This window comes from Streptococcus sp. 68, assembly GCF_013277415.1.
GTDB lineage: Bacteria > Bacillota > Bacilli > Lactobacillales > Streptococcaceae > Streptococcus.
The window spans coordinates 136,855-148,437 of sequence record NZ_VMMX01000005.1 but is presented as its reverse complement, the minus strand read 5'-3'; the positions used below and the strand labels follow the sequence as shown (position 1 = coordinate 148,437).

General features: G+C 39.5%; 11 protein-coding genes. 5 read left to right on the top strand and 6 right to left on the bottom strand.

The window, feature by feature from the left end; translation table 11 throughout:
* Nucleotides 1–56 precede the first annotated feature (56 nt).
* The 4 genes from tpx to HT720_RS03055 form a co-directional block, all read right to left on the bottom strand.
* The gene (gene tpx, locus HT720_RS03070; RefSeq protein ID WP_000256026.1) at nucleotides 57–548 is read right to left on the bottom strand and encodes a thiol peroxidase; all 492 of its coding nucleotides are present in this window, start codon (nucleotides 546–548) and stop codon (nucleotides 57–59) included.
* A 122-nt stretch (nucleotides 549–670) separates the two neighbouring features.
* Nucleotides 671–1,600, bottom strand: coding sequence for a metal ABC transporter substrate-binding lipoprotein/adhesin PsaA (psaA, locus tag HT720_RS03065; protein ID WP_173274676.1), 930 nt, complete (start codon nucleotides 1,598–1,600; stop codon nucleotides 671–673).
* Nucleotides 1,601–1,634: 34 nt separating this feature from the next.
* Entirely contained in the window at nucleotides 1,635–2,483 is an 849-nt protein-coding gene (locus HT720_RS03060) for a metal ABC transporter permease (protein WP_000559787.1), read from the bottom strand.
* Complete coding sequence (locus HT720_RS03055) at nucleotides 2,480–3,202, bottom strand: metal ABC transporter ATP-binding protein (protein WP_000619142.1); 723 nt, start codon at nucleotides 3,200–3,202, stop codon at nucleotides 2,480–2,482. The genes HT720_RS03060 and HT720_RS03055 overlap by 4 nt, the downstream gene beginning before the upstream one ends.
* Nucleotides 3,203–3,379: 177 nt before the next feature.
* Between HT720_RS03055 and pepO the strand changes: the two genes are divergently transcribed.
* A complete protein-coding gene (gene pepO / locus HT720_RS03050; protein WP_173274675.1) occupies nucleotides 3,380–5,272 on the top strand; it encodes an endopeptidase PepO in 1,893 nt (630 codons plus the stop codon).
* A 128-nt stretch (nucleotides 5,273–5,400) separates the two neighbouring features.
* Here the strand turns inward: pepO and HT720_RS03045 are convergent, their stop codons facing one another.
* Nucleotides 5,401–6,030 carry an MBL fold metallo-hydrolase gene (locus HT720_RS03045; protein ID WP_173274674.1) on the bottom strand — a complete coding sequence of 210 codons (630 nt, stop codon included), beginning with the start codon at nucleotides 6,028–6,030 and terminating at the stop codon, nucleotides 5,401–5,403.
* A 249-nt stretch (nucleotides 6,031–6,279) separates the two neighbouring features.
* Between HT720_RS03045 and HT720_RS03040 the strand changes: the two genes are divergently transcribed.
* The 4 genes from HT720_RS03040 to dtd all read left to right on the top strand — a co-directional run bounded on the left by HT720_RS03040 (nucleotide 6,280) and on the right by dtd (nucleotide 11,110).
* Complete coding sequence (locus HT720_RS03040) at nucleotides 6,280–6,492, top strand: hypothetical protein (RefSeq protein WP_173274673.1); 213 nt, start codon at nucleotides 6,280–6,282, stop codon at nucleotides 6,490–6,492.
* A 93-nt stretch (nucleotides 6,493–6,585) separates the two neighbouring features.
* Nucleotides 6,586–7,965, top strand: a complete 1,380-nt coding sequence (locus HT720_RS03035; RefSeq protein WP_240156312.1) for a hypothetical protein — start codon at nucleotides 6,586–6,588, stop codon at nucleotides 7,963–7,965.
* A 449-nt stretch (nucleotides 7,966–8,414) separates the two neighbouring features.
* Nucleotides 8,415–10,637 carry a bifunctional (p)ppGpp synthetase/guanosine-3',5'-bis(diphosphate) 3'-pyrophosphohydrolase gene (locus HT720_RS03030; RefSeq protein ID WP_173274672.1) on the top strand — a complete coding sequence of 741 codons (2,223 nt, stop codon included), beginning with the start codon at nucleotides 8,415–8,417 and terminating at the stop codon, nucleotides 10,635–10,637.
* 29 nt (nucleotides 10,638–10,666) lie between these two features.
* On the top strand, nucleotides 10,667–11,110 hold the full coding sequence (gene dtd / locus HT720_RS03025) for a D-aminoacyl-tRNA deacylase (RefSeq protein WP_000691419.1): 444 nt from the start codon (nucleotides 10,667–10,669) through the stop codon (nucleotides 11,108–11,110).
* A gap of 38 nt (nucleotides 11,111–11,148) precedes the next feature.
* Here the strand turns inward: dtd and HT720_RS03020 are convergent, their stop codons facing one another.
* Nucleotides 11,149–11,562 carry a hypothetical protein gene (locus HT720_RS03020; RefSeq protein WP_173274671.1) on the bottom strand — a complete coding sequence of 138 codons (414 nt, stop codon included), beginning with the start codon at nucleotides 11,560–11,562 and terminating at the stop codon, nucleotides 11,149–11,151.
* Between the last annotated feature and the right edge of the window lie 21 nt (nucleotides 11,563–11,583).

Genomic DNA, 11,583 nt, shown 5'->3' with positions numbered 1-11,583 from the left:
AAGCAAAAATCCTCCGTTTCAAAGAGTAGGGAACTCTTTGTGACAGAGGATTTTTTCTATAGGGCTTTAGCAGCTGCAATTGCGGCTTCGAAGTTTGGCTCAGAATTGATATTGTCCACGTATTCAACGTAGCGAATCGTATTGTCAGTATCGAGGACAAAGACTGCGCGTGCCAATAGGTGCCACTCATTGATTAAGAGGGCATAATCACGTCCAAAAGAATGGTCAAAGTAGTCTGAGAGCATGATGGCATTTTCAATACCTTCAGCACCGCACCAACGTTTTTGGGCAAAAGGCAGGTCCATTGAAACAGTCAAGACAACCGTATTATCCAGTCCAGCCAGTTCTTCATTAAAACGACGCGTTTGAGTTGAGCAGATGCCTGTATCGATAGAAGGCACGACACTCAAGACTTTTTTCTTGCCATCAAAATCAGCCAGAGATTTTTTAGAAAGGTCTGTTGTAGTGAGAGAAAAATCAAGCGCCTTGTCGCCGACTTGTAGTTGTTTACCTGTAAAGCTCACAGGATTTCCGAGAAAAGTTACCATAAGATACTCCAATCTTTTTTCTTCCATTGTAGCTGAAACGGTCAGAATTTTCCAATGATTTGACCGGAAATGTGTGCATAGAAAAAACGTCAGCTCATGTGAGAATGACGTTTTTAAGAGGCTTATTTTGCCAATCCTTCAGCAATCTTGTCAAGGTTGTATTTCATCATGCTGTAGTAGCTGTCGCCTTCTTTACCTTGTTCTGCGATAGAGTCAGTAAAGATTTGTGCGTAGATTGGGATGTTTGTGTCTTGAGAAACAGTTTTCATTGGACGGTCATCCACACTTGATTCTACAAAGAGTGATGGAACTTTTGTTTGGCGAAGTTTTTCAACCAAGGTCTTGATTTGTTCAGGTGTTCCTTCTTCTTCAGTGTTGATTTCCCAGATGTAAGCACTTGGGACACCATAGGCTTTAGAGAAGTATTTGAATGCTCCTTCGCTGGTTACAATGAGTTTCTTTTCAGCAGGGATGTTATTAAATTTATCCTTACTTTCTTTATCAAGTTTGTCTAACTTATCAGTATATTCTTTGAGATTTTTTTCATAGAATTCCTTGTTGTTAGGATCTTTGGCGCTCAATTGTTTAGCGATATTTTTAGCAAAGATAATCCCATTTTCAAGGTTGAGCCAAGCGTGTGGGTCTTCTTTACCTTTTTCATTTTTTCCTTCAAGGTAGATGACATCAACGCCTTCGCTGACTGCAAAGTAGTCTTTGTTTTCAGTTTTCTTAGCATTTTCTACCAATTTGGTAAACCAAGCATTGCCACCTGTTTCAAGGTTGATACCGTTATAGAAAATGAGGTCAGCCTCAGAAGTTTTCTTAACATCTTCAGGAAGTGGTTCGTATTCGTGTGGGTCTTGCCCAATCGGAACGATACTATGAAGATCAATCTTGTCACCAGCAATATTTTTAGTAATATCAGCGATGATTGAGTTTGTAGCAACAACTTTTAGTTTTTGACCAGAAGCTGCATCTTTTTTTCCGCTAGCACATGCTACAAGAACAATAACGGAAAGAAAGAGAACGAGTAATGTACCTAATTTTTTCATTAGATCCTCCAATTTATTATTGGGGCTTTGCCCCTTATTTTAACAAATGTTTATTTTTTAGTTTCAAATATCGTTGTTTTGGAGCGATAAAGAAGCTAATGAGAAAGAAACTAGCAGCTGTAAGCACGATACTAGAACCTGCCGCAACGTTAAAGCTATAACCGATAAAGAGTCCCAAAACTGAAGCAGTAGCTCCAAAGGTTGAGGAAAGGAAAATCATGCTTTTCAGGCTATTAGCATACAGATAAGCAGTTGCAGCTGGGGTAATCAGCATGGCTACAATCAGGATAGTTCCGACACTTTGCATGGCTGTCACAGACACGAGAGTCAAGAGTACCATGAGAAGGTAGTGATAGAAATTGACAGGCATTCCCATGGCTTTAGCCAAGAGTTCATCAAAGGAAGTTATCAAGAGTTGCTTGAAGAAAATCCAGATTAACAAGAGAATGACTGCCCCAACACCCATAGTAATAAACATATCCGTATCTTGGACGGCTAGGATATTACCAAAAAGGATATGGAAAAGGTCAGTTGAACTTTTAGCGACACTAATCAAGATGATACCGAGGGCTAAGAAAGAAGAAAAGGTAATGCCGATGGCGGTATCGCTTTTGATAATCGAGTTCCCCTTGATGTAGGTAATGATGATGGCAGCTAGCAATCCAAAGACAATGGCTCCGATAAAGAAGTCAAGGCCCAAGATAAAGGAGAGGGCTACACCTGGTAAGACAGCATGTGAAATGGCATCTCCCATGAGTGACATCCCGCGTAGAATGATGAAACATCCCACAGCTCCAGCTACGACCCCGACGACAATAGCTGTTATCAAGGCATTTTGTAGGAAATGGAATTTTTGCAATCCATCGATAAATTCTGCAATCATAGGTCACCTCCATTGAAAAAGAGTCGATTACCGTAAGCTTCTTTTAGATTGGTTTCGGTAAAGGTTTCTTTGGTTGGACCAAAGGCAATCACTTCTCGATTAACAAGCAAGACTTGATCGAAGTAGTGGGGAACCTTGCTGAGGTCGTGGTGGACGATGAGAACCGTCTTCCCAGCTTTTTTCAGATCTCTCAGCGTATTCATGATGATTTCCTCACTGACAGAGTCAATCCCAACAAAGGGTTCATCCAAGAGGATATAGTCGGCTTCCTGTACCAAACATCTGGCAATCAAGACCCGCTGGAATTGACCTCCAGACAGTTGACTGATTTGCCGTTCAGCGTAGTCAGCTAGACCGACGATTTCAAGGGCTTCTTTCACTTTCTTCCAATGTTTAGCCTTTAAACTTCGAAAGAGAGGGATAGAGGGAAAGAGTCCTAACGAGACGCATTCCTTGACCTTGATGGGAAAGTTGTAGTCGATATTGATTTTTTGTTCGACATAGGCAATTCGGTGTAAGGATTTTTTAACTTCCTTGTCATCGAGAAATGCCTGACCTTGATGTGGGATAATTCCCAGCATCCCTTTTAATAATGTTGATTTTCCAGCACCGTTTGGGCCAATGATACCTGTAATTGTCGGTCCATGGAGCACTAGTGAAATATCCTTAAGTGCCAACGTTTCTTTGTAGGAGACACTGAGGTTTTCGATACGTATCATAAACTTATATTCCTCCTGTCTCTTAATATACATTAAAAAAAAAATTAAGTCAAGTTAATTTTTGAAAAAATTAAAATAATAACTGAAAAATAATGGGAAACATCTATTCATTTTTAATTGCATTCCCAAGCAATTTTTGTTAAGCTAAAAACAAGTACAAATGAAAGCGAGAACACGATGACACGTTATCAAGATGATTTTTATGATGCAATCAATGGAGAATGGCAACAGACAGCTGAAATCCCAGCAGATAAGTCTCAAACGGGAGGTTTTGTTGATTTAGACCAGGAAATTGAAGACCTGATGTTGGCGACAACAGACAAGTGGTTGGCAGGAGAAGAGGTGCCTGAGGATGCTATTTTAGAAAATTTTGTCAAATACCACCGCCTAGTTCGTGATTTTGACAAGAGAGAGGCTGACGGTATCACACCTGTTTTACCTCTTCTTAAAGAATTCCAAGAATTGGAGACTTTTGCAGATTTTACAGCTAGACTAGCAGAGTTTGAGCTTGCAGGAAAACCAAACTTCCTTCCTTTTGGTGTATCACCAGACTTTATGGATGCCAGAATCAACGTTTTGTGGGCTAGCGCTCCAAGCACGATCCTTCCAGACACGACCTACTATGCAGAAGACCATCCTCAGCGCGAAGAGCTCTTAACTCTTTGGAAAGAAACTAGCGCAAATCTTCTCAAGGCTTATGATTTCTCTGATACAGAAATTGAAGATTTGCTAGAGAAAAGACTAGAATTGGACCGCCGAATTGCAGCAGTAGTTCTTTCTAATGAAGAAAGTTCAGAGTATGCTAAACTCTACCATCCATATTCATATGAAGATTTCAAGAAATTTGCGCCTGCCCTACCTCTGGATGATTTCTTCCAAGCCGTTCTTGGACAAGTACCAGACAAGGTTATCGTAGATGAGGAACGCTTCTGGCAAGCAGCAGACCAATTCTATAGTGAAGAAGCTTGGCCTCTCCTCAAGGCAACCTTGATTTTGAGTGTTGTCAATCTCTCAACCAGCTATTTAACAGAAGAAATCCGTGTCTTGTCAGGTGCCTATAGCCGTGCGCTTTCAGGAGTTCCAGAAGCCAAAGACAAGGTCAAGGCAGCTTATCAACTAGCACAAGGTCCTTTCAAACAAGCCTTGGGTCTCTGGTATGCCCATGAAAAATTCTCTCCAGAAGCTAAGGCAGATGTAGAGAAAAAAGTGGCAACCATGATTGATGTCTATAAGGAACGCTTGGCTAAAAATGACTGGCTGACTCCTGAAACTCGTGATAAGGCCATCGTCAAACTCAATGTCATCAAGCCTTATATCGGTTACCCTGAAGAATTGCCAGAACGCTACAAGGACAAGGTAGTGGATGAAAATGCTAGTCTTTTTGATAATGCTCTAGCCTTTGCGCGTGTGGAAATCAAGCACAGTTGGAGCAAGTGGAACCAGCCTGTAGACTACAAGGAATGGGGCATGCCTGCTCATATGGTCAATGCCTACTACAATCCACAGAAGAACCTGATTGTCTTTCCAGCGGCTATTTTACAAGCACCTTTCTATGATTTGCATCAGTCATCTTCTGCTAACTACGGTGGTATTGGTGCAGTTATTGCCCATGAAATTTCTCACGCCTTTGATACCAATGGAGCTTCCTTTGATGAAAATGGTAGCCTCAAGGATTGGTGGACAGAGAGCGACTATGCTGCCTTCAAGGAGAAAACACAAAAAGTCATTGACCAATTTGATGGACAAGATTCTTATGGAGCAACCATCAACGGTAAATTGACTGTATCAGAAAACGTGGCTGACTTGGGAGGAATCGCAGCAGCGCTTGAAGCAGCTAAGCGAGAACCAGACTTCTCAGCAGAAGAATTCTTCTACAACTTCGGTCGCATTTGGCGCATGAAAGGTCGCCCAGAATTTATGAAACTTTTGGCTAGCGTCGATGTACATGCACCAGCTAAACTCCGTGTCAATGTACAAGTACCAAACTTCGATGATTTCTTTACAACCTATGATGTCAAAGAAGGCGACGGAATGTGGCGTTCACCAGAAGACCGCGTCATTATTTGGTAATGCAAAAAATCTAGTCATCAGAAAAAAGGCATCCAATCAGGTGTGAAAAACTTGATAGGATGCCTTTTATAATGGAAAGATTTGCTGGATAGTGTACTTAAAATGCGATAGACATTGTCATCATTTTACTAGAAAAAAGGATTGAAAGTTTTTTCGTGAGCGATAGTAGTAGCTGGACCATGCCCTGGATAGACGTCGTAGTTTGGTAGGGTCAAAAGTTGAGTCTGGATACTATGGAGGAGTTGTTCCATGCTACCAGTTGGAAGATCCGTCCGTCCGATTGTTTCACGGAACAGAGCATCACCTGTCAAGACCAAATGAGCTTGCGGAAAGACGATAGAAACACCACCGATAGAATGCCCTGGTGTTGGCAAGACAGTGAAACGAAATTCCTCTAGTTGGTATTCTTCGTGAAAGACAAAGGTGTGTTCAGCTGGTTTTGCGACCACATCTGCCATATCATCGTGGCGAGGTAGTCCAGAGAGATTATCGACAGGAGTATAGAGCCAGCTGGCTTCGCTATCTGCGATATAGACAGGAGGATTGCCAAAAGTTTCACGAACCAAGTCCAAGCTCATGATATGGTCATAATGGGCATGGGTCAATAGAATGGCACAGATCGGTTTGTTGATCTTCTCGATTGTCTGACGAATGGCTTCCCAATGGCTGCCAGGATCGACGACGATGAGGTGTTTTTCGCCTTCCAAGTAATAGGTATTTTCATAGGCAACAGGATTCACGGTTTTATGGATTTTCATACTAGCTCCAATCTCAAAGAATGTACTAAGATAAGTATAGCACAGTTAGGGAGAATAGGTAAGAAAGAGGTAGATTTTTGATTTTAAGGAAATGTATAAAACTTATGATATAAATGTTGTTGGATGGATATAAAAAATCAATGAAAATTGTAATATAAAATACTTGACAAGGATTTAAAGTGGAAGGTAGAATTGAAATGTAAACATTCTAATTAGAGTGTTTTAAAAATGTTAAAAGAGGTAGTATAGATGGATAAGAAAAGACTAATATTAGCTAGTACTGTGGTGTTAGGATTAGTATTTACGGTAGATCAATCATTAGTGGTACAAGCTACTGAAGAAACTGGAAAACATTTAAAAGAGATTGTAAAAACAGAAAAAGAACAATTAGATTTTGAGTTGAAAAATACTCAAAAAGAATTGGAAAAAATTAATAATGAAATTCATGTTTTAAATAAGTAGGTCGAAGAGATTAGAAACGAAAGAGATACGAAAGAGAATGAAGTTTTCAAAATTGAACTAGAGATAGAGGATAAAAATAATATTGAAAAAGTTTTGAAAACAAGAGAAAAAGAAAAGGAATTATTAAAAGAAAAAATTCAAAAAGATAAAGCAATACTTCCCGAAAAAAAACAAAGTTATCAAAATGCTTATCAAAAAAATGAAGAAGCACTTCAAAAATTGTTGGATGAATCAAAAAAGCTTCAATATTTAAACCATCCGGAAGATTTAAAAAGAAAAATGAGGGAGAAACAAGATAAGATAAAAGAATTTGAAAAAAATATAAAGGAACATGAGGAAATTCTTGAGATTGATATAGCTAATAAAAAACAAAGTGAAAAGGAAAATTTATCAGAAATTAATAATGCTAAAGATATTATTATGCAATTAAAAAAAGAGTTTGAAATTTTGCAAAAAGAATATGAAAAGAATATTGAGCTATTTAAGGATTATTATAAACTTGCTGAAGAATTGGAAGTTTCTGAGAGAGAATTGATAGATTTTCAAAAAGAAGTGGCTAGAATAAACTCTGATATTTACTCAATGACAGGAGAAGTTGAAAATATAGAAAAATATGTTGCTAACGATAAGAAAAAAATTGAAAATTTAAAAGAATTACAAATTAAATTAGAGGAAGCACGTAGAGTGTTACAGGCTTTAAGGGATGACTATACTATAAAACAAAAAGAGTTAGGAGAAAAACAGGATATATCTAAAGATATATTTTTTAAAATGCATGATTTGTTAATAAAGATAGAAGATTTAAAACAAGCTGATAATAATATTAATCAATCAGATAATTATGTTAACACAAAGCAAGAAAATGATGCTAAAGAAAAATATTCAAATCAGGATCGAGAAAATGATAGTAGAAACGAAATTATAAAAATAGCAGGGAAAACTCCTGATTGGAAGCAATTTGAAAGTAGGTGGAATTACCTTAGTCAAAATCAAACAAAAACAGGAGTGCTTTATCAAGAAGTTCGATACTCTTTTAATAACTCAAATGTGCAAACAAGATGGGTGAAAAGAGGTGATTCATGGTATTATCTTGATAGCTCAGGCGCTATACAAACAGGATGGGTAAAAAGTAGTGGTTTATGGTATTATCTTGATAGTTCAGGTGCTATGCAAACAGGATGGGTAAAAAGTAGTGGTTTATGGTATTATCTTGATAGTTCAGGTGCTATGCAAACAGGATGGGCAAAAAGTAGTGGTTTATGGTATTATCTTGATAATAACTCAGGTGTTATGAAAAGAGGTTGGTTACAAGACAATGGAACTTGGTACTATCTAAATCAATCTGGTATCATGCAAACAAGTTGGTTTGAAGTAAATGGGAAATGGTACTATGCAGACAATTCAGGAGCTATATTAACTAACACAACAACACCAGATGGTTACCGAGTGAACGATAATGGTGAATGGATTTAATGTAATCTGAGCAAGAGGTAAAGAATTACCTACTACGATAGGACTTGCGTTTCAAAAGTTAAATAGTTAGGTTATTTGTTAACGGTAGTGCGTATATTGTTAAGAATTAGTATTAGATTATTAAGAAGTCTAGCTTATAACTAGAAAAGCGAACAGATTTAGTTTTTCAAAACAATGTATATTAATTTATTGATTTGTTCTACAGATAAAAATTAAAAGAGTATAAATTTATATACATAATGATTTTCTTTGAGAACTATACCATGGATTCTTTAGACTATAGTAGTCTTTATAAGAACTGTTGAATTTCAAAGTATATTGTTGAACTAAGAGATTTCTTGAGTGTTATCCTCCTTCCTAACAAACTGAATAAGCTTTAGAATCCTCTTTTTCTAGTTTTCATATTCTTAAAAAAGTGATAAAATGGTAGGAAGAATTGGAGAGTAGAGATGCCAAAAGAAGTGAATTTAACAGGCGAAGAAGTTGTCGCCTTAACCAAAGAATATTTAACAGAAGAGGATGTCCATTTTGTCCATAAGGCCTTGATCTATGCGGTGGAATGCCATAGTGGTCAATATCGCAAATCAGGTGAGCCTTATATCATTCATCCTATCCAAGTGGCAGGTATTTTAGCCAAACTCAAACTAGATGCTGTAACAGTAGCTTGTGGTTTCTTGCATGATGTGGTAGAAGATACTGATGCGACCTTGGACGATTTGGAAAGAGAGTTTGGTCCTGATGTGCGGGTAATCGTCGATGGGGTTACCAAGCTTGGTAAGGTCGAGTACAAATCTATCGAGGAGCAATTAGCGGAAAATCATCGTAAGATGCTCATGGCCATGTCTGAGGACATCCGTGTTATCTTGGTCAAACTGTCTGACCGCTTGCACAATATGCGGACCCTGAAACATCTTCGAAAAGACAAGCAGGAGCGCATTTCCAAAGAAACCATGGAAATCTATGCTCCACTTGCCCATCGTTTGGGAATTTCCAGTGTCAAATGGGAGTTGGAAGACCTATCTTTCCGTTATCTCAATCCAACGGAGTTTTACAAGATTACCCATATGATGAAGGAAAAGCGCAGGGAGCGTGAAGCCTTGGTGGATGAGGTGGTCACAAAATTAGAGGAATATACGACAGATCGTCACCTAAAAGGGAAAATCTATGGTCGTCCCAAGCATATTTACTCGATTTTCCGCAAAATGCAGGATAAGAGAAAACGGTTTGAGGAAATCTATGACCTGATTGCCATTCGTTGTATTTTGGATACCCAAAGTGATGTTTATGCCATGCTTGGTTATGTGCATGAGCTTTGGAAACCCATGCCTGGTCGTTTCAAAGACTATATTGCTAACCGCAAGGCCAATGGTTACCAGTCTATCCATACGACAGTTTATGGGCCAAAAGGGCCCATTGAGTTCCAGATTCGAACTAAAGCCATGCACGAGGTTGCTGAGTACGGGGTTGCGGCTCACTGGGCTTATAAGAAAGGCGTTAAGGGGCAGGTTAACAGCAAGGAATCGGCTATTGGGATGAACTGGATCAAGGAGATGATGGAGCTTCAAGATCAAGCTGATGATGCCAAGGAATTTGTGGACTCTGTTAAGGAAAACTATCTGGCTGAGGAGATTTACGTCTTTACACCAGATGGAGCTGTCCGTTCTCTTCCCAAAGATTCAGGACCGATTGACTTTGCCTACGAAATTCATACCAAAGTCGGTGAAAAAGCGACGGGTGCCAAGGTCAATGGCCGTATGGTTCCACTGACAACCAAGCTCAAGACAGGGGATCAGGTTGAAATTGTCACCAACCCTAACTCCTTTGGACCGAGCCGTGATTGGCTCAATATGGTCAAGACCAGCAAGGCTCGTAACAAGATTCGTCAGTTCTTTAAAAATCAAGATAAGGAATTGTCTGTCAACAAGGGTCGTGAAATGCTGATGGCTCAGTTCCAAGAAAATGGCTATGTGGCCAATAAATTCATGGACAAGCGTCATATGGACCAAGTTCTTCAAAAGACCAGCTACAAGACAGAAGAATCACTCTTTGCGGCCATTGGTTTTGGGGAAATCGGTGCTATTACCGTCTTTAACCGTCTGACTGAAAAGGAACGCCGTGAAGAAGAACGTGCCAAGGCCAAGGCGGAGGCAGAAGAACTTGTCAAAGGTGGCGAGGTCAAGGTTGAGAACAAAGAAACCCTCAAGGTTAAGCATGAGGGTGGAGTGGTCATTGAAGGTGCCTCAGGTCTCCTGGTGCGGATTGCCAAGTGTTGTAATCCAGTGCCTGGTGACGATATTGTCGGCTATATCACCAAGGGGCGTGGTGTAGCTATTCACCGTGTGGACTGTATGAACCTGCGTGCCCAAGAAAACTACGAGCAACGTCTCCTTGATGTGGAGTGGGAAGACCAGTACTCTAGCTCAAATAAGGAGTATATGGCCCATATCGATATCTACGGTCTCAACCGTACAGGACTGTTGAACGATGTACTGCAAGTTCTTTCAAACACAACTAAGAATATCTCAACAGTCAACGCCCAACCAACCAAGGATATGAAGTTTGCTAATATCCATGTGTCCTTCGGTATTGCCAACCTCTCTACATTGACCACGGTCGTGGACAAGATTAAGAGTGTGCCAGAAGTTTACTCTGTCAAACGAACTAACGGTTAATTGCCCTAGCTCTTACTAGAAAGGCTATTATGAAAATCATTATCCAACGGGTTAAAAAAGCCCAAGTGAGTATCGAAGGTCAGGTTCAGGGCAAAATCAATCAGGGACTCTTATTGCTGGTTGGTGTTGGACCAGAGGACCAAGAGGAAGATTTGGACTATGCTGTGAGAAAGCTTGTCAATATGCGGATTTTTTCAGACGCAGAAGGTAAGATGAACCTGTCTGTCAAAGATATTGAAGGAGAAATCCTTTCTATTTCTCAGTTTACCCTCTTTGCGGATACCAAGAAAGGCAATCGTCCAGCCTTCACAGGAGCAGCCAAACCTGATATGGCATCAGACTTCTATGATGCTTTCAATCAAAAATTAGCGCAAGAAGTACCCGTTCAGACAGGCATCTTTGGAGCGGATATGCAGGTTGAGCTGGTCAATGATGGGCCAGTTACCATTATCCTAGATACTAAAAATAGATAAGAAAGACCAAGCCCAGATGGCTTGGTTTTTCTTATCTATCACAAAATACTCCAAAAAGACATCGGTTCTTGATAGGCCTTGGGGAAATCTTGTTTCAGGATTTGGCTTATGCGATAGGAAGGGATGAGATGACCTAGGATGAGGAGAGTTCCCTGAAGAAAAAGTGGAATACCGCTTAAAAAGATCAAGGAGAGAATTATTAGGCTATCCCATAGAAGGATTTGTAAGGCAAAGCGCCAGAATCTCGGTCTAATCTGAGAATAGAGTTGACTGAAGTGATCACAAAGTTGGTTAGAAAGATAGGTCAATAGCACAGGATGAAAGAAAATGAGCCAACCACTATAAATCAAAATCCAATCCCAAGTAAGTCCCTCTTTAAATGTCAAAAATGCCAGCATGATTCCATCAATGACAAGGAGTTGAGTGGTTTTGATGAAGATGATTTTTTTCATGCTAAAACCTCCTTTTTTCAT

Bases quoted from the DNA above. Each gene is read 5' to 3' on its own strand.
- tpx (WP_000256026.1), bottom strand. From the start codon at position 548: ATGGTAACTTTTCTCGGAAATCCTGTGAGCTTTACAGGTAAACAACTA.
- psaA (WP_173274676.1), bottom strand. From the start codon at position 1,600: ATGAAAAAATTAGGTACATTACTCGTTCTCTTTCTTTCCGTTATTGTT.
- HT720_RS03060 (WP_000559787.1), bottom strand. From the start codon at position 2,483: ATGATTGCAGAATTTATCGATGGATTGCAAAAATTCCATTTCCTACAA.
- HT720_RS03055 (WP_000619142.1), bottom strand. From the start codon at position 3,202: ATGATACGTATCGAAAACCTCAGTGTCTCCTACAAAGAAACGTTGGCA.
- pepO (WP_173274675.1), top strand. From the start codon at position 3,380: ATGACACGTTATCAAGATGATTTTTATGATGCAATCAATGGAGAATGG.
- HT720_RS03045 (WP_173274674.1), bottom strand. From the start codon at position 6,030: ATGAAAATCCATAAAACCGTGAATCCTGTTGCCTATGAAAATACCTAT.
- HT720_RS03040 (WP_173274673.1), top strand. From the start codon at position 6,280: ATGGATAAGAAAAGACTAATATTAGCTAGTACTGTGGTGTTAGGATTA.
- HT720_RS03030 (WP_173274672.1), top strand. From the start codon at position 8,415: ATGCCAAAAGAAGTGAATTTAACAGGCGAAGAAGTTGTCGCCTTAACC.
- dtd (WP_000691419.1), top strand. From the start codon at position 10,667: ATGAAAATCATTATCCAACGGGTTAAAAAAGCCCAAGTGAGTATCGAA.
- HT720_RS03020 (WP_173274671.1), bottom strand. From the start codon at position 11,562: ATGAAAAAAATCATCTTCATCAAAACCACTCAACTCCTTGTCATTGAT.